The sequence below is a fragment of the Methanofollis ethanolicus genome, from assembly GCF_001571385.1.
Taxonomy (GTDB): domain Archaea; phylum Halobacteriota; class Methanomicrobia; order Methanomicrobiales; family Methanofollaceae; genus Methanofollis; species Methanofollis ethanolicus.
The window spans coordinates 1,768,490-1,786,736 of sequence record NZ_BCNW01000001.1 but is presented as its reverse complement, the minus strand read 5'-3'; the positions used below and the strand labels follow the sequence as shown (position 1 = coordinate 1,786,736).

At 57.1% G+C, this 18,247-nt stretch carries 15 protein-coding genes; 3 read left to right on the top strand and 12 right to left on the bottom strand.

The features are described from left to right. Nucleotides 1-69: 69 nt before the first annotated feature. Nucleotides 70-819 (top strand): peroxide stress protein YaaA, encoded by a 750-nt coding sequence (gene yaaA / locus MEFOE_RS08765; protein WP_067051177.1) that lies wholly within the window; start codon nt 70-72, stop codon nt 817-819. Nucleotides 820-850: 31 nt separating this feature from the next. On the opposite strand, the gene MEFOE_RS08760 is transcribed toward yaaA, so the two are convergent. The 9 genes from MEFOE_RS08760 to MEFOE_RS08720 form a co-directional block, all read right to left on the bottom strand. Continuing rightward, the gene (locus MEFOE_RS08760; RefSeq protein ID WP_067051174.1) at nt 851-5,248 is read right to left on the bottom strand and encodes a coiled-coil domain-containing protein; all 4,398 of its coding nucleotides are present in this window, start codon (nt 5,246-5,248) and stop codon (nt 851-853) included. Beyond that, entirely contained in the window at nt 5,241-5,990 is a 750-nt protein-coding gene (locus MEFOE_RS08755; protein ID WP_067051173.1) for a DUF6063 family protein, read from the bottom strand. The genes MEFOE_RS08760 and MEFOE_RS08755 overlap by 8 nt, the downstream gene beginning before the upstream one ends. Next, nucleotides 5,980-7,509 carry a hypothetical protein gene (locus MEFOE_RS08750; RefSeq protein ID WP_153015920.1) on the bottom strand — a complete coding sequence of 510 codons (1,530 nt, stop codon included), beginning with the start codon at nt 7,507-7,509 and terminating at the stop codon, nt 5,980-5,982. The genes MEFOE_RS08755 and MEFOE_RS08750 overlap by 11 nt, the downstream gene beginning before the upstream one ends. Further along, nucleotides 7,487-8,581: a Wadjet anti-phage system protein JetD domain-containing protein gene (locus tag MEFOE_RS08745; RefSeq protein WP_067051171.1), complete on the bottom strand. Its 1,095-nt coding sequence runs from the start codon at nt 8,579-8,581 to the stop codon at nt 7,487-7,489. The genes MEFOE_RS08750 and MEFOE_RS08745 overlap by 23 nt, the downstream gene beginning before the upstream one ends. A 162-nt stretch (nt 8,582-8,743) precedes the next feature. Next, on the bottom strand, nt 8,744-9,271 hold the full coding sequence (locus MEFOE_RS08740) for a CHAT domain-containing protein (protein ID WP_067051168.1): 528 nt from the start codon (nt 9,269-9,271) through the stop codon (nt 8,744-8,746). 5 nt (nt 9,272-9,276) lie between these two features. Further along, the gene (locus MEFOE_RS08735; RefSeq protein WP_153015919.1) at nt 9,277-9,966 is read right to left on the bottom strand and encodes a hypothetical protein; all 690 of its coding nucleotides are present in this window, start codon (nt 9,964-9,966) and stop codon (nt 9,277-9,279) included. A 160-nt stretch (nt 9,967-10,126) separates the two neighbouring features. Continuing rightward, on the bottom strand, nt 10,127-10,807 hold the full coding sequence (locus MEFOE_RS08730; protein WP_067051160.1) for a sensor histidine kinase: 681 nt from the start codon (nt 10,805-10,807) through the stop codon (nt 10,127-10,129). A 216-nt stretch (nt 10,808-11,023) separates the two neighbouring features. Beyond that, nucleotides 11,024-12,406, bottom strand: a complete 1,383-nt coding sequence (locus MEFOE_RS08725; protein ID WP_067051157.1) for an N-6 DNA methylase — start codon at nt 12,404-12,406, stop codon at nt 11,024-11,026. Then, nucleotides 12,403-12,993, bottom strand: coding sequence for a restriction endonuclease subunit S domain-containing protein (locus MEFOE_RS08720; RefSeq protein WP_067051154.1), 591 nt, complete (start codon nt 12,991-12,993; stop codon nt 12,403-12,405). Before MEFOE_RS08720 ends, MEFOE_RS08725 begins: the two co-directional genes overlap by 4 nt. 202 nt (nt 12,994-13,195) lie before the next feature. Here MEFOE_RS08720 and MEFOE_RS13760 point away from each other — a divergent pair, with 202 nt between their 5' ends. Further along, nucleotides 13,196-13,384 carry a hypothetical protein gene (locus tag MEFOE_RS13760; protein ID WP_153015918.1) on the top strand — a complete coding sequence of 63 codons (189 nt, stop codon included), beginning with the start codon at nt 13,196-13,198 and terminating at the stop codon, nt 13,382-13,384. 49 nt (nt 13,385-13,433) lie between these two features. Further along, nucleotides 13,434-13,628, top strand: coding sequence for a hypothetical protein (locus MEFOE_RS08715; protein ID WP_153015917.1), 195 nt, complete (start codon nt 13,434-13,436; stop codon nt 13,626-13,628). A gap of 111 nt (nt 13,629-13,739) precedes the next feature. On the opposite strand, the gene MEFOE_RS08710 is transcribed toward MEFOE_RS08715, so the two are convergent. The 3 genes from MEFOE_RS08710 to MEFOE_RS08700 all read right to left on the bottom strand — a co-directional run bounded on the left by MEFOE_RS08710 (nt 13,740) and on the right by MEFOE_RS08700 (nt 17,950). Continuing rightward, nucleotides 13,740-14,978, bottom strand: a complete 1,239-nt coding sequence (locus MEFOE_RS08710) for a hypothetical protein (protein WP_235809596.1) — start codon at nt 14,976-14,978, stop codon at nt 13,740-13,742. A 92-nt stretch (nt 14,979-15,070) separates the two neighbouring features. After that, entirely contained in the window at nt 15,071-17,068 is a 1,998-nt protein-coding gene (locus tag MEFOE_RS08705; RefSeq protein ID WP_067051145.1) for an ATP-binding protein, read from the bottom strand. Further along, entirely contained in the window at nt 17,069-17,950 is an 882-nt protein-coding gene (locus tag MEFOE_RS08700; protein WP_083523401.1) for a DNA adenine methylase, read from the bottom strand. Nucleotides 17,951-18,247 lie beyond the last annotated feature (297 nt).

Genomic DNA, 18,247 nt, shown 5'->3' with positions numbered 1-18,247 from the left:
CTTCTGGTGCGTGAATATGTTCCCCGTACCCCACTGTTCGCCGCATTTCACGGGCCAGCAGGGGAAAAAATGATTGTCCTCCCTCCCAACATAGAGAACATGGACGACGCACTCATCCTCATCCCCTGCTGCAAGGTCAAGAGAGTAACTCCGTCGAGAGGGCCGGGCCACAGACCCCCTTTTGACCTGGGATCTTCACGGTCCGGCCTGGTGTCCCGGATCAGGGAGACGGCAGAGATCGCGGGGAGAAAGGAAAATCTCGACGGCATTCTCAACGAGGCGGGGACCCCGGTCCAGGCCGTCGGACTCTATGACGGACACTTTTATCGGAAGACGCATGATGTACTCCGCGCCATCGCCCGCGGGGATCATCCATCTCTTCATCTGTTCATCGTGTCGGCATTATACGGCCTGGTCGATCTGAACGAGCCCCTGAAGACCTACGACCTCATGATGGGCGAGAAACTCCACGGTGGTCTGCCGGTGTGGAGGTACTGGCAGGAGAATGGCCTTGCAGAAAAACTTGAGGAATACGTCGAGGGCCATGCGATAACACATATCTGGAGCCTGCTGCCTGACTCAAAACCTGCCTATCCCTATCAACAGGTGTTTGAGGCGTTCTGGGACCACGCACGCGACACGGACGTTCGCTGCGTCCATGTAACATCGCCCGGTGCAGGGAGCGGGAGCGGAGCCAGACGTGCGGCATGGCTCCATGACGTCGTCACGCGCTGCCCCGGCCATCTCTGTCAGGACGAACTCCCTCTTGACCGGACGCTGACGATCGCAGGTTACGACTATCTCTACCGTCGGTGCTGAGGGGATTTCATACCCGTTTTTCTTCCCCCGCTCAGAGCCAACCCCTGATATCTCCCCACTTCTGCCGCTCAAGCCGGTCCAGTTCCTTCCCCGCCACCGTGAACCTGGTACTGATCCTGGTCCTCCCCGACGCCGACCTCTCCTCCGTGAGGATATGGCTGACCGGGAAGAACACCCGGACATCGACACCGATATTATGCCCGGAGCAGATGATCTGGACATTGTTGCGCTCAAGGACCGACCCGATCTTCTCCCAGAGATAGTGTGCTCCTGTCGACCCGAAGGGATTGTCGACGATGAGCACCTTTGCAGTCTTCATATCATACCGGTCGACGACGATACTCCGGATCGCGGAGATGATGACCACGAGGAAGATGATATACATCGTATTCTCCTGACCCTCGGAGGCCTTGATCTTCTCCCACTCCTGTAAGGGGTGAGTGTCTATGTTGATCTTGCGTATCTTGACGGTGATCTGCTCCATGTCCAGCACCTGGCCCACCAGCTGGTCTGGCATGAGCGCCTTTTCCAGGTCTTCCCGCCCGATCTCCCCGGCCTGGATCTGGCGGGTGAGGTTCTGGATGTACTGGTGCATCCTCCCCTCCGCAACCTCGCTGGAGTACTCGCACGTCTCGAAATTGATATGCACCATCTCATACATCCGCCCCTCGATCTCGATCTTCGAGGCCGCCGGGAACCTCTTCAGGTGGTCCCTGTACTGGATCGCTATACCGAGGGCCTGAGCGACAATCTTTGTCTCGACGTTGCGCAGACCGTCGACCATTTCCCTGGTTATGGCGATCTTCGACCTGATCATCTCGGCAGACCCGTCCAGACTCTGGCGGGTGGCGCAGGCCCCGTCCAGGTTCTCTGCCGCCCTGAGTTTTGTCCTGATCTCGTTTACGAACTCGACTGCGACGGTGACCCCGCCGAGGTCTCCGATGACCTCCTCTTTTCTGGCCTCAAGTTTTTTTCTGCTTTTTGTAACCCGGGCATTGTTTGAAGCAAGTTCCTTCTGGAGAGAAGCAGAGGGGACCAGGTCTCCGGCCGGACGAGGCGTCATCCCCGAAAAATGGTAGACGCCGTCGAGCACCTCATAGCCCTGAAACTGGCTCTCCAGGTCCCTCCGTTCGTCCTCAGCCTCCGTGCGTGCACTGTGCAGGGCCGCGATCTCGTCACGGGTACGCACACGTGCGTCCTCCAGCCTCTCCAGGTCCGCTTCAAAGGGGGAGGCGTCGAGGAGGGCCGGGTCCCGGAGATAGGGCTCAGGGGCGTGGCTGTTGAAGACATCCTCCGCTTTCTCCAGGACGTGGGACGCAAAGCGGTAGTCTCCCTCTACGGTCTCATACCTTTCCGTTGCCTTCTTCAGGGGACCGAGAAGGGCCTGCACCCCGCCTTTCAGCACCTTGATGGCCTCGTCGGGGACGGGTTCCTGGGGGTCACGGGCTTCGATCTCGGCGATGGAGACCTGTGCATTCCTGATGTCGGCCAGTGCACTCTCGGCCTCACGTCTGTCTCTGGCGATCATTTCCCGGACATGGCCGATATTTGTGTTGACCCCGTCGACCGCATCCTTTGCGGCCTGGTAGTCGGCCGTGAGTCGTGAGACGTCGGTGTCAGGGAGAAGGTCGACCTCATCCTTCTCATAGGCCCGGTACTCCGCACATGCCCCCGTCACCGTCCGGAGATAGGCCTGCACCTGTCTGTTCGCCTGCTCTTTGTTCTTCAGGTCGAGCGTGCCCCGGGCGACACCGGCCTCGGTCTGCTCCAGAGCCGCCTCGCACTCCTGCCCGTACTGGATTTTCTGCTGCAGACTGCTGGAGGCCTCTTTCTTCTTCCCTGATATCTCCTGGATTTTTACAAGCAGGAGACGTTTTCTCTCGAACAGGTCAACCTCGTCTCTTTTTTTCTCCAGGCGTGCCTGCAGATCAGGAAGGGCGTTTTTGTCGTCCTCGATCTCTTTCTGCACGGCGGCATGCCGGGCGACCTTTTCATCCCGTGCATTCGCATATCCCTGGACCTCGGCCTCTTTCTCCTCCCGGTATCCTGCAGAGAACTTGTGGATAAATTTCGAGAGAATCTCTTCGTCTTTCCCGGCGCCCTTCAGATCCTCCCCGGTCCGACCAATCTCATCGTTGATGCCGTCGATCTCCTTCCTGAGGCGTTCTGCCTCGCGGTCACTGTCGAGAAGGCGGAGAGTGTGTTCCTGCGGTCTGGACGGGATATAGACGTCGCCGAGGGTGAGGGGCCTCTTATCCCTGAGATGACCATAACTGGTGATGATGACCGATGCGTCCTGGACACGGGCCGGGAGGACGGAGGGACTGCGGACAACTGCCTCGTAGTCCCCGGGGAGGAGGAGGATGGCCTTTGAAAGCCAGGGAGCGTTGGCCAAAGTCTCCTTTCTTTCTTCGCCGGAGAGACCTTTCAGGTACCCGGCACCGCTCATGACCTCCGCATATTTCTCGCGCAGGGTGTCGAGGGCGTCCAGAGTGTCCCTGTTCAGGGCGACGCCGTAGTGCAGTACACCCTCCAGCTCCTTCTCCAGAAAAGCGCGACGATCTTTCAGGTCTCTCAGAGATTCCTGCAGTTCATTGATACGGTCGGTGAGATGTGCACGGCAGGTCTCGACCCCGTCCATCCCGTAGAGGCTGGCGACCTGGTGTGCCGCCTGCTCTTCGGCAGTACAGGCCTCCACCTCCCTCTTCACCCGCTCGATGTCCCGGTTCCTTAGAGCAATCTGCTCTCTCAGTCCCTCTCCTGACGCCTCGTTTCTTGTGAGCCGCATCGCTCTTTTTTCGATCTCTGCAGAGAGAAGAGCACAGGCCTCATTTTCGCGTGTGATACGCCTCTCCGTCGCCTCGATGAGAGTGGGGACATGGTCGGAGAGCCCTGCATCGACGCGGGGGCATAGGTTATGTTTCTGGCGGAGGTCTGCCTCCTCCTCGTCCAGTCCCGCGATCTGCCGCTCTACATTAGAAATTTCGCGTCTGTTCCCCTCGATCTTCTCCTTGATGGTGCCGAGGGCCTCGGTCAGTTTTGTGTTCGCCTCTCTGAGGGCTTCCTCCTCCTCCTCTCCTCTCCGGAGGTCGTCGGCGACCCTCTGCTTCTCCCGCAGAGAATGGGCGAGGAGCGTCTTTCCCAGTCTCTGGAGCCGGGTGAAGACCTCCTGGTGACCGCGTGTTGTATTCTCGATGTCCTCCTCGTATTTCCTGATCTCTGCAAGCGCCTCCCTGTACCGGAGATACTTGTTCACCGCCCGTGCACATTTCACCTTGTGTTCCTGTGCCGCCACCGCCTCTTTGAGGTGTGTCTTCTCCTCTCCGGCCTTTTCAAGGTCCTGCCTGAGGAGATTGACCCGGACGTTCTGCACGATGAGCCCGGTCCTCTCGATCTCGGTTTCTATGGAGCGGAGTTCCGCCTCTTTCCCGGCGGCCCTCTCCGTGAGGTCACGGATCTCCTCCTCCTTGCGGGCGAGTGCGTCCCGGTGTGCGGCGTACTGCGATGCGGCCCTCTCTTTCGACTCCTCGAATGCCTGGAACGACCCGATCACCTCCTGGTTTGTCTCCTGCAGGGCGGTGATCCCGTCCAGGAGGCGTTCATAGTCGTGCAGGCATTTCTGCTCCTCCTGCAACCTTGTGAGTTCTTCCTGGCACTGATAGAGGGCGTCAGCAAGATATTTCTCGTTTGATCCGTCTGTCTCTTCTCCGGTCCGGAGCGATTGTTTATGCTGGAGGCACCTCTCGATCGTTTTTATCAGGAGTTTTTCCACAAGCGTCCGTGAGGACCTGAAATCCCGGAAATACGACTTCAGGAAATTTTCCTGCCTGTTGATCTGTTTGATGAACTCCCATTCGGGTTCGAGAAGACAGTAGGTCCTGATCTTTTCCAGGTACTCCTTTCTGGTTTCAGTGGCCCAGATGTCGTAGCCTGCCCTTGCCTTTTCCCTGAGCATTTTCAGGGTGTCGGCATAGTCCCTGACCACGAACTCATCTTTCTCCCTCCGGCAAAGGGGGATGTGTTCGAGGTCGAGGTCGTTTGGCCCGTCGTAGAGGTGGATATAGGAGAAGTACTTGATCCCGTCGTTTTTTTCTCCCTCGTCCTGGTCCGACCTCCTCTTCGCACAAAAACCTGTCAGGAGATATTTTTTCTCTGCAATGCCCTCTTCCAGTTCCCACTCGGCAAGGACGTGCGTGGTGCGGTTCTGATCGCCGCCGCGGAACATATCCTTGAACGGGTGGTTTGGATCCAGCGAGGTGTTGGGGAGGACGCACTGGAGCATGAGCATCAGCAGGACCGACTTCCCTCCGCCGTTCCTCAGTTCATAGGTGGCGTTCCGGCCATAGAAGGGCATCGTAAAGTCCTCGTATATGCCCCTCCCGTCGTCGAACTGGGCGTTCACGACTCTGATCTCTCTGAGTTTAGGCATCGTCTTCCTCCCCGGCCTCGCCAAGCCCCTCGATGAAGGCCCGCACGTTGGCCTGGACCTCCTCGGTGCTGTATGTCCCGGCGATGATCGCCTTGCACCGCGGGGTGAGGTAGACCGCCCCGTCGTTCTCCCTGACAAGCTGGTTTTTCTCCATAAAGGCGATGGTGCTGTTGACCAGGGCGTTCTTTGAACCGATACCGCGCTGTTTGATCTCGTCGGGATCGTCTGGCCTGAATTCGACCGGGGGGAGTTTGTTCCAGGTCTCGGCGATCACTTTGAAGTTGAACTGGTGGCCTTCGCTGGTCTTCTCCAGGTCTTTGAGCCCTTCCATTGCCTTCATCTTCGTCTCGACCACCTCAAGGAGACGGTTGGTGTACACTTTCTCCAGGTAGGGTTCGCGGGTGGAGTCCCGGTAAAACTCGGCGATGAGGACGTGCATGATAAAAAATGCCGTGTACATCTCGGGGTTGTTGAACCCGATCCCCAGGGCCTGCTTGATCTCGGTGTTCGAGAGGCCGAAGACCGGGTTGTTTATGCCGGGGCTGAGATAGAAGGCATCGTGGTACCTGCACAGGACCAGTCCCTGCTTTCTTGCACAGATTTCCAGCGCCTCCCTCACCTCGACCTCCTGGTCGTACCGTAAAAATTCGCGGGGGTGGTCAGTGCGTGTGACCGACCCGTTCTTCAGGATGGAAGAGAAGATCTCAAGGGCGACCCCGAGATTTTCTTCGTCAAACTTCATTCTGTCGTTCTCCCATAAAGTCAAGGTACGAGACGTACACGTCTCTCTCATCGGTGAGCGGCACCCGGATCTCGGGCCTGGACCTGACCCGGATCGTGTCGATCCCGGCCTTCTTTTCGGTCGCAGCAGAGACCAGGGCCTTCTCGATCACGCCCTGCCGTTCTTCTGGTGCGTGGAGGTCGAAGACAGTCTCGTACGCTTCTTTTTCGTCCTGCCGCACGCCCTTGTTCAACTCGATCAGGAAGGGGATCAGGTCGATGTGGTCCATTCCCTCGTCCCCGTACCGTGCCAGGACCAGGTCCAGGAACCCGGGCAGGTCAAGGCGTCCGCCGTCCCGGAGGGCGTCGAGGAGCACGGACGCATAGGCGGTGAAGGCCGTCACCTGCCTATCGTGCATGATCTCGTCGGGCGATTTTTTTGCATTGCCCCACTCTTCTTTCACCCGTGTCTCCGCAACCTCTGCCTTTTTCCCGATGATAGTCTGCGGCTCGAAGAGTTTGCAGAGACTGAATGTTTTCCCCGGGTCAGGGAGGAGGAGGGGGAGCATCTCCACCACATGTACCTCATTGGGGAGGTTGGCCTGGATGTGGTTTTCAAGGTTTTTCTGGAACTGGTAACGGCGGTCAAAGAGGGAGTGTAGCCTGATCTTCGAGATCCGTTCATACTCCGCGGGGATCGTGGTGTAGTCTTCGAGGAGTTTGTTATGGAGACTGTAGCCGCGGTACAGTTCATCTTCGAGTTCCTTGATGGTGATGAAGTCCTCTTCGTCACCCAGGGAACGGGAGTGATCGGTGATCCTCTTTGTGTCCCCTGCGATCTCCTGGAGGGTTTTCTGGACCTGGCGGAAGAGTTCCTCTTCCTGCTCAAGCTGGGAGATGACGTCCCTCGTGTAAGCGGTGTATATCTCCACGACGCCGGGGTCGCCGTAGATCATGCTGTCGATCAGGGCCTGTCTTTTTCCCTTTTTCCGGTAGACTTCGAGGTTGAGGTTCCTCACCGTCTCCAGGGCGTTCCTGAAGGACCCGCTCTCGATCTGCTTTTTGAAGAGGATGAGGGCGACCGTGACCCTGGACTCTTCGGGGAGTTCCTTGATGGTGATCATGAACTCGAGACCGGCGTCGGTGATCTGGTAGGCGCCCTCGCTCACGGTGTACTCGACGAGGTGGACATAGCGGTTGACCTGCTGTTTTCTGACCGGGTCGCGGTACTGGAAGCGGTAGAGTTCGCCACCGGGGGTGGTCTCAAGGTCGCCAAGCACTGTCCGTGTCACCTCCTGGTAGTCGAATGTCTGCCCGGGGTACATCTCTTTCATCATTCCTTCGATGTATTCCCTAACCTCGTCGGGCCTGACGGTGCGGCCCTGGAGACGGCCTTTTTCGATGAGAAATGTCAGCACGCCAAGGGCGAGGGAGGGTGCGTCATAGTCCCTCTTCTGGGCATAGGCCTTAAAAAAAGGATAGAAGCACACCAGGTGCTCCATGCGTTCGTTGATATCTTTACAATGTCTCTGATAGTCCAAGGGCCTTCATCCTCCTGAGGTCGACGGCGGTGAGGACCTCCTGCGGGAGATATCTCCCTTTGTTGATGATCCACTCGATCGCCGCCCTGCTCTCGTCGTCAAATGCGTCGATGAAGGGGGAGAACGAGAACTGGCCTCTCTTCTGGTCTTTCCTGAGAGGGTGAGCATTCCGGTATCCCGCCTTCTTCAGGACAGCGGTGTAGAGGGAGGTGGCAGGCCTGATGCCGTAGTCGGGGTAGCGTTCCTGCAAGCGGTTGAAGATGGCGATGCCCTCCCTGTCGATGTCCCCGAAGTAGAAATAGAGGTCGTCCCGCGTCCCGCCGACGGTTTCGATGTACTCGAATTTTTTCTGGATCGCGTTCCCCTCCCCGTAGATGATGAGGGTGATGCCGTCGAACTCTCCTGCGGTCACCGCCTGCTGCAGGGTCCAGAAGGTGTCCTTGTTCTCGACGATCAGGACTGTCCTCTTTGTTTTCCCCTGCTGTGTGCCGAAGCCCTTCTCAATGTAGAAGAAGGGTTCAAACACCTTTTTCGCCCTGATGTCTGCGAGTGTCAGGCCGAGGTTCCTGAGCACGGCCTCGCCGTCGACTGCTGCGTGCCGGGGTTCATCGATCGCCTTCTCGTCGCCGAAGATCTCGTAGGAGCGTTCGTTGACGGTCAGCACCTCGTCGCCGCCTCCTTCGATCAGGTCCCTGATCCTGAGGACGGCTTCCCTGTCCCTGCGATAGTCGTCTGCATGTTTTGCATAGTAATCGATGGACATCGGGCGGGGGAGGGAGATGAGTTCGTTTTTGTGCTCCGCGGAGAGAGGTGTTTCCTTCTCTGCGAGCAGGTTCTGCCTGATGGTGTACCTGTCGGGGAGCCCCCCGTACCCGGTGAGCGGCCGTGCGCTCTTGAGGGGGACGAGCACGCCCGCCTGGATGAGGTCCCTGACTGTGTCGATGAACTGCTTCTGCCTCTCGGTGTCGGCGAAGAGATTGATCCCATCGCCTTTGAGGAGGGTGTCCAGATCGCCGAGGGTGATCCCCTTGTTTTTATGCCGGAGGAGGATAGCCCTGATGAGGTCGTGCATGAGATCATCTGGTTCTATCAGCCTCTCTTCTGATAATTCATTCGGTCATGGTGGGTGAAATGTCTCTGTCGTTCTTTTTGTGGTAGGTCTATCTGGTCACGGCGACGGGTTGGCCCGGTCCGGGGAGGGATTGTGTTTGACCGTACGGGGACGGCCCTCCCCTCACATGTACCGAAACGCCCCTCTCACGTACAGCCGGAGAGACGCCTCAGTCCTCTCGAAGGCCGTTACGTCCATGGTCCCGTGCTGCAGCAGAAAATAGTAGTAGTGCACGAACCAGACTGCCGCGTCCAGGAACAGGACCTTCCTCTGCGGGGCGACGACGACCCGCGCCCCGGTCCGCCTCTTGAACGGGTCGATGAAACGCCGCCGGCCCAGTTCGCATGCCGAGAATGCGACTGCCTTCCCCGCAAAGCACCCCTCCGGGAAGTCCTCCGCGAACATCCGCCCGCGGGGCAGTTTAAAGTAAGGGACGCCGACCCCTCTCGCCCTCCCGTGCCCGCTCAGGTGGACGTGGCTGTAGCCCTGCAGGCCCGCACCGTCCTCCAGGAACGCGGTCAGGTCCCTCCGGGTGGAGAAGGTGAAGAGGGACGCCACCTCCGGCCCTCCCATGCGGAGGAACCCGGAGAGCATCTGCCCCTCCTGCCTGCCGTCGCCCTTCGGGACGCACTCGAGGATTGCAAGGGGCATGGCCCTCAGTCCGCCTTCTCTCCGGGTGTCGTGTCCATCAACCCGGCGTTCCTGTCCCTGAGGGCCTTCACCTGCGCCCAGGTGAGGAAGCACAGCGGGAAGAGCGGCATCGCCGCGGTGATGCCAAAACCCGTTGCGACCTCCTCGAATGCCGGCAGGTCCCCCTCCTCCTGGTAGTGCCTCCTCATCATGCGGTACACCCCCCGGACGATGACCATGCCCCGCAGGTTCTTTTCCCCGCTCCCGGAGGGCACACCCAGGAGGGTGCTGCACACTTCCTCCGCTCCGGGGAACGGGAGTCCGGCATCGTCCTCGCCGCGCCACAGGGCCATCTCAAGCCCTCGGGTGAACAGGTTTTTCTTTTTCCGGGGCACCTCATCATCTTCAAAGAGGGTGCTGTCCAGCCGGGCAAGGACGCCGACGACCGCCGCAGCCCTGGCGAGATATACGGCGTGCTCTTCGGCGGGCGCCAGCCCCGCATTTTTGATAAAGCGGCGGACAAAGGCGGTGGCCGTGCACCGCGGCTCCTTCGGGAGGAGGGACCGGACACCGCAGTAGATCTCCCACTCCTCCGCGGGGTTGCGGCCCACTGCCTCCGGCAGAAAACCGTCCCTGAAGTCGGCCGACAACCCGCTGACCACCTGCCCGAAGCAGGGGATGGCGGTGGGGCCGCAATTGCAGTCACCCTCAGGCATGGGCCTGCCCTCCGGCGACGTCCTGTTCTCCTCCCCTTCCTGCGCCGATAGAGACGGCGCGTCCGCTACTGTTTGATCCTTCCATAATCCACCTCACGTTATGTTCTGCCCGTGCTCCCGGCGGGATCAGGGCCTCCGACCTTCCGTACCGACGAAAATATCAGGTGTTCCTGCGGGAGTGGTACAACCCCGGGGGGACTCGGATCTCAAACCGGGCACCATACCCCTCCCTCCCGTTCTCCCGGATCGAGAACCTGAGGATGCTCAGGGCCCTCCGGGTGAAGAAGAGGCCCATGCCCGTGTGGCTCCCGAAGCCCTGGCCGAAGATCCGGGACTTGTTCTGTGCGGGGATCCCGCAGCCGTCGTCCACAACGGTGATCCTGCCCCCGGCCTCGTCTTCGGAGAATGCGATCTCAATCTTCGAGACCTTTCCGCCATGGGACAGCGCGTTCTCGACCAGGCAGAAAAACACCTTCTTCAACAGCTCATCGGCGTAGACCTCGGCGTTTCCGACGTCGACCACGAGGTCGACATGGTCGTGGGGGACTGCGGCCGCTGCTTCCCCGACCACGTCCTGGAGGGGGAGCCAGGTCGAAGGGGGTACACCCTGGCTCAGGTAGGACCCGGCGGTCTCGGCGTTCCACTGTATGCCGCCCACCACTCTCATCATGCACATATGGTGCCTGTACAGTTCGGGGTATTTCCGCAGCTCGCCGGCGATAAACTCATCGTATTCCCGGGCCGCAGAGGCCAGATTGAGTATGTCATGGAAGGCCGTGCGGCTCATCAGGGTCATCTTCTCATGTGCCGACCTGAGGCTTTCGTCGTCGTCCGGTGTCATGCAGGCCACGTCCTTTTGTGCGGGTGTGCGCTCTGTTTTCTCTTCTTTTCCGCTGAAGGCACCCTCCAGGCGGCGCCTCCGGTATAGGTAATCCTTTTTTCGGTCATAATTATCGTTATATGCTGTCTTCTGTCGATTCGTCTCTCGGTGCCTCGCTAAGCGGCACCTCCGGTACTTCTAGCATGTGCCTCTCACATAGTCAGCCTCCGGTCCTGTCTATCTCCGCGTCTCCTTCAGGCGTGCGACGCTCGCCAGGAAACGGTCGAGGGCCTCCGCCTTCTTTCTCCTGACCTCGTCGAGGTCTGCGAGGGTGGCGTCGAGGTCGATTTTTTCGACCTTCTCCTCCACGGGGAGGACGTAGCGCGAGACCTCCAGGGTGAAGTCGTTCTCCGCGATCTCGTCGGTGGTCGCCACGGCGCTGAAGCCCTCGATCTCTTTGAAGGAGGTGTAGGCGTCAAGGACTGTCGTGATGTCCTCGTCTCTGAGGATGTTCCGCCCCCTCCCCGCCAGGAACAACCCGGTTGCGTCGATGAAGACCGTCCTGCCCTGCCTCTCCGCCGCCTTGCCCGTGGCGATGACGAGGACCGCGAACGGCACCGCCGTCGCGGGGAAGATCCGGGGCGGCAGGGCGATGACCGCCTCGACGCGGTCTTTGTGGATGATGTTCGCCCGGATCTTTTTCTCCGTCCTCGCGCTCCTGAAGAGGATGCCCGCCGGGACGACGGCCACCAGCCTCCCGCCGTCGGCAAGGGAGGCGATGGCGTGGCTGAGGTACGCAAAGTCCCTGCTCGTCCGCGGCGGGACGCCGTAGATGAACCTGACATAGGGGTCGTGCTGCAGGACCTCAGACCCCCAGTCCATGGCACCCGCGGGGACGGTGCCGACGACCCGGTCGAAGAGCGTGAGGCGCCGGTCGTCCTGCACGAACGATGGCGTCAGGATGGGGTCGCCGGTGGCGATGTGCACGTCAGGGCAGTTGTGCACGAGGAGGTTGAGGGCCGTGACCAGCCTGCTGTGGTCGTTCGGGGTCTGGGCGTAGAGGGTGATGCCTCTCGTCCCGTGCTCTCTGGCCGCCTCGGTCAGGACCGTCCCGTCCTGACAGAAGGGGTCGAGGACGGACGCCCCTCTCTCCGGCGCCAGCAGGCCGGCGAGGAGGCGGGCAAGGTCGTGCGGGGTCTCGAAGGAGCCGGGGCCCTCGCGGTAGAACTGGAGGAGCATCTCGGAGAAGGCCCCGGGGTCGGTGTCCTGGAATGAGAACTCCGAGATGATGGCGGCGACCTCCCTCCAGAGACTGTCCCTCTTCGGGCTGAATATCAGGGCGTCGAACCAGGTCTCTCCACCGGGGTGTGCCTCTTCCAGACGGGAATATGCCGCGGTCAACGCTTCCCCCGGACTCTGTGCGGTGCGTATCTCGTCCCAGACCGGGGCGCAGGCAAGAAAGCCGGTGAGGTCGCCTGCGGCCCTCAGGTCTGCCGCGCGTTTGAGGGCGAGGAGACTGGTGAGGGCCTTCGGGTGGTCTCGTGCGTCGAGGTCGCTCTGGAGCAGGGAGACGATATGAAATACGCTCTCTCTGAACGCCCGGGACTCAAGGTCGGTCACTGCCGCACCCCCAGGTACTCCGCGACCAGTGCGTCTCTGATCTGCGCTGTCAGCTCCGCCTCCTCGTGTGCGAGGGCCTCGTACTCCCGGTATGCGGCCAGGCACGCGGCCAGGTCTTCCCGGTCTGCTCCGCCGAGGGCCGGGACCTCCAGCGTCTCCAGGGCCATGATGGAGAGGAGGGGCAGCGCCGTCCCGCGGGAGAGGGCGGCGAGGGCGTCCCTCCCCTGCTGGCTGTTGAAGTACTCGACCATCAGGGCTGCGTCGGCCTCCTCCCTGAACCTGAGGATGACGAGGTTCTGGGAGAGGATATGGCCCTCGCACTTTTCGTCGGCAAGGGCTGCGCGGAACTGCCCCCGCATCGAGAGGAGGACGTCGCCTGCTTGGATGCGGGAACGCTCGATGTCAGTCTCGTTCCTGACCGCGAGGTGCTCGACGTTGTCGTGGTCGACGGTGCCGTCCTCAGCCAGCGCCCTGATGCCCACCACCGGGTACAGGGGGTCGCTCTCTGAGGTGGGTTTCCCTGTGTGGGCGCCGCGGAGGATTTTTCCCCCGATGAGAAGGTTTTTGAGGGGTGTTGTGGGGGTCATGGTCTCTCCCCTCTGCAGTTTGCAGTTTGTCGTATAGTAGTGGAGTTATCCATTTTTTCTCTACGTGTTGTCACAGTATACTCATACTAGCATGCGGCGAATATATACCTTGCGGATGCGCCGGGCGAGAGGGACCAGATGGCTGATTGCATGCCTCGTCAGGATCGGATCAAAAGAAGGAGGCCAGGGGGGGTATTTTTGGGTGGCCCCGGATCTTTTCGCGTCGCAATGCCGGCGGCCGTCCTGTCACGTGAGGCGCTGCACCAGGGTCCTCGTCTCCCTGGAGCACGACTCGATCGCCAACCACGTGGACAACCTCGATGGCATGGTGGTCTTTTGTCGGTGCAGGGAGACGATGAGGCAGTGCGGCCTCTCTCCTCGCCGTGCGTGAACGGGTCGAGGTTGGGTATTCCCGGCATACTGAGTATTTCACCTGGGTCGTGCTCTCCCTCGCTCGGCGAAACCAGTGGGAGGAGGTGGGGACGATCGCCTACGGGAACGGGGACCACCGCGGGATCTTGGAGGTGGCGGAGGGATGGGAGGACGCGTACCCGCGGCGGCTGCGGATCTTCTACCTTGAGGTGGGGGATTTTGCGGATGTTATGGGGGGGGTTGGGGAGGGAGTATTTGAATGAGAGAATCTTGGGTCCCCTGAGAGGTATTTCCCAGAAGGGTGGGTAAGGCGGTATGGAACACTGAGGAATGTGGTGATGATGGAGAGAGAAAATGGGAGAGATTCAACTTCGTCATGACGACCCAGTCCCGTTCTGACACGAATCGGTGAACAACTTGAGAATGCGAGCTGAGGGGTAGGTTGACAGAGACACGACTCCATGTGCAAGTTCTATGGGAATCAACCCCCCTTCATGTCGGTAACTGATGATCTGAGGTATTGTTGCAACAATATTTTTCAATCCGATGAGGTCTTCAGGGTGAGGATTTGCCGTAAAATCGCCAAAGGGCACATTCAATACCATGGTAGTGTAGTCATCAATTTTTAGGAACACCTTGGCACCATAATTTGTGTCCTTCCCATATTCCGCTCCATCGAGAGGGCGATGCTGAATCTGTCCTTTTATGTAGTGGTCTTGGGGAAGGAACATTGAATTTGCAGGAGCATCTCTTTCAATGAACTTGAGATGGTCAAAAAAAGTTCCTGACTTTTCCTGCCCAATTATGTGCACAGGATACCCCTGATCCCGGGCATATGCCAGGAACCTCCGAATGGGCTCCACAAGTTTGGAGTACTGGGCACGAACAGAAAGAGGCCCATCCTTCACAAAAAGACACTGTGAAATGAGGTTTCGCTGGTGTTCCCAAAAGTAGTGTATTGCTGTGAACAACAGCAGAGTTTCATGAATGGTCATATATGTGGAAGGTATACCTTCCGGGGCGGTGTCGTCCCCCATGTCCAGATGAAAACCGAGCATGTCGGTAATATAGATTTCATTCTTGCAATTCTCACAAAAACCCTTTTCACTATCATAGGGAAGAGTGGCAACATTTTGATGACAATGGGGACATTGAAAAACGGGTAGTTCCTTCTTTTTTCCGCTCCACTTTTCGTATACTATCCATTTGAAGGTCTCCATGACCTCGCCCTCCATATGGGACGACTTGTCTTTGATGGATTCGTACACGATCTTCCGAATTGCGTGATAATTGTTCATGCCGGGAACCCAGACATTCTGGAGGGGAAATGCGGTTGCATGATACACCACAGAATCCTGGAGAATATCCTGAACCATAAGAGGATGGGGGTTTTCTTTATCCAGTTTTGAAAGAGCGTGCGTGTCCAACTTCATGAGGGCGGTCTTCACGAAACCAATTGATGAATACGGCGATGTGTCCGAGCGTACGGTCTGATACGAACCGTCCACGCCAAAAATGTACTTGAGGGGTTTACCCCCTTCTGGCAGTGTGACCCAACCCGGATCTCTGTATTCCTCTGATGCAGTCGGTTTTTTAAAACTCTCTACTAACATCTTCACCAGAGGACTCTGGAGTACCTCCAGATGAGCGGTCCTGCTTGAATGTTCCCCCGGTAACCGAGATCCACCCTGATATGGCATAGTGCTTATGCCCCCTTGCGTGAGATCGGAGAGAATTTCCGGACCTGGACAGGCACAACAAAACGGTGTGAACGGGTTAACATGCGCACATAACCCGGTGTTTTTGTCTGGAGAATATCCTCCTGCAGGTTTTCATAGGCAACATTCAGTTTCGCAAGTGTTTTCACTTCATCGCGGGAGGACATGTGGGCGATGAAGAAATTCTCTGTTTGTGCAAGGAGGTCTTTGTTGATTGTGCTGGGGGACTGAGTGGAGTAGACCATGCCGATATGGTATTTCGCTCCTTCTTTGGCAAGACGGGAGTATATTGTCGTCACATCATCGTTTTGGGGGAAGAGGTTGTGCGCTTCCTCGAAGTAGAGCTGGACATAGTGCTCTCCCAATGCGTTTGTTGTGAATTTTTCTGTCTGGTGCCTGAAGACCTCCCAGCTGAGTTCATCGGAGTAATAGGTCATGACGCGTGGATCGGCATTTCCAAGGTCAAGAATGATCGTTTTTCCGTTGTCGACCTCCTCGATGATATCCTTGAAGATGTTCCCGGCATTGGCATCATGATAGAACTTATATGAGTAGATGACGCGCGGTCCTGATCCCACATTTGGTTTTAAGAAATTGAGTAATGCACGGTCTTCGCTGTCGAAGAGGGTTTTTCCACTGCCTGATGACTTGAGTAAGGGATCATCCTGTTTTGTTCCTTTGATATATTCCTGGATTTTTTCGAGTTCGGTGACAAGATCATCCAATGTCTCAATCTTTGGTGGATTATCTGATTTGTATACTGCCTCTCGCAATTCTTTATTATACTGCGGATCAAAGGAGCTTGATGCAGTGTGACTAATTTTTTTGAGCTTATGATTAAGCGCCTCTTCATCTGCCTTGAATCCTGCACTATGTAGGATTGCCCAGTAGAGAAGAATCCGCCTTTGTGCCCGTTTTTTGTCTCCTCTGTCTGTAATTACCTCAAGGGATTCGATGGAGGGTATTTCTGTGGTTCTGAACCCTTTGATATAGTTAGAATTTTGCCCGTCTTTCTCCAGGAGATTATCCAGAATCTGGTGAGATCGATCCGGGTGCTCATAGAAGTTTATCTTCAGTACCTTTGCACCACTATTGGGACGGGGATTGAATGAGTACACCTCACACCGCTCTGTATACACACTCTTCAGGGATGTACTTCCATCCTGGGGATTGTCGTTTGCATACTCTCCGTTGATGTCAAAGATGATCTGACCCACGCTCTTGGATTCCTGCGTTGTTTCGATGAGACTCTGAGCAATGATTTTAATGGTGTTACTCTTGCCAAGACGGGTTTTCCCGAACATGGCCGTCCGTGTACCCATGAAGTCAAGGGTGGATACATGGGCTTCAACATCTGGTGAGGGTGTTCCGGGGACGGGGAGGCGGCACTCGGTGAGTCTAAGTTTTCCAATGGGGAAACAGTTTTCAGAGGGGACCATGGAGTTGATGATAACATGCAGAACCTCGTCAGTTGGCGCATATAACTCATATTTGTGGGCGCTGACGAAGTTGTTGATGTCAGATGAGAACTCAATTTTTTCCAGATTATCCGGGTTCGGGTAGAACATGCCAAGAACTTCGGTTTTGAGAGCGCCCCACTGCAGTTCGCTCTGGGTAAAGACGTCGAGTTCAGGCATGGACCGCTTTTGCAACTCAAAGTAGGTCTGCTGGACTTCCCTGCTCAGGGGGGTGGGGGCCGACTCAAGGACACGAAGGAGTGTGAAATGGAGGGGGAGTTCGGTGTAGTTGCGGGGGACCATGATGAGCAGGGAGTTTCTGGGTATGCCGCCGACAGCAATTTTGTAGGGATCTGAGGTGATAATGGTGGCAGAGGAATATCCGAGTTCGAGTACATATCCCACAAACCGCCATTTCTTGTATTCTCGGGCCTTTTTATATCCCGTTTGCTGCTCCATGAATTCCTTAAAGCACTGGATGGGGTTGTTGTCCAGTGGTGCATCGCCACATAAGCTGTTAATTCCCATTTAATCTGTCTCCGTGTTCATTATGACCACTTCTTCCGTGTGTTCTGCAAGGTGCCCGGGGATTTTTCCGGTCCCTTTCAGGAGAGAAATGCACTGACAGTCTTCATACAGTCTGGTTATGTCCTCGTGTGAGGAGTTGGTCATGAGCCATTGCACGCCGCGTTCTGATGCGCGGTGAAGAGCCTGAGCCAGCCTGATCTGGTCGTCGTATCGAAACGTGCCGAAGGTGTAGTGATCGTTGAGCAGGTCCCTTTCTCCGGGTCGATAGGGGGGGTCGAGGAACAGAAAATCGCCGGCGCTGCATGAGTCGATTATGGGTTCGAAGTCGCTACAACAGAGAGTGGACCGCGAAAGGTGGAGGGAGACTTCAAATAACCGCTCTTTTGATATCACCCACCGGCGGTCCTGACCTCCATATCCCACGTTGAACTTGCCCTGCGCGTTATGCCGCCACATCCCCTTGAAGCAGGTCCTGTTCAGGTACAGGGTCCTTGCCGCCCGTTGCGGTAAGGTCAGTTCATCAACGGAACGATCTCGGACTGCATAATATCCCTGTTTTGTGTCGGGGAAAGTACGATAGAGTTCCCATACGGTTTCGGGATGATCACGGATACCGATATAGAGGTCGATGAGTTCTGGGTTTTTATCTGAAAGAACGGCGACCCGCGGGTTTGTGTGGAAGAAGATTGCACCACCTCCGACAAAGGGTTCCACATACCTGCCGGAGATGGAGTCAGCATCCGGAAGAAGATGATCAAAATATAATACCTGCCGTTGTTTCCCGCCCGGGTATCTCAGTACAGGTGTGGCCTTCTCAGAATTGGGGTTGTAGGTCTCTTGATGTAGATTTGAAACTGTTTGAGGGACGCATTCGACATCCATTCCATTTCACCAGATGAAAGGGGAATTAAATGCCATTACATATATATTCTTCTAATTGGGGCAAATATAAGAAATATTTATGCCACGTCATTAGAGGCAGTTGCAATTAATGTCACGATTCCATCTCGGAAAATAAAATTTTTGATTTTGTGCTGGGTTACCTGTGGACTGATGTGATCCGCTGGTGGTCCTCCTCGGGGATGGTCCGCATGGCTACTTGAAATGTGATGTTTACAATGACATTGGATCTCAGCGTGAAGAGAATATAAACAGAATGAACTTTTTTCACAAAATGGA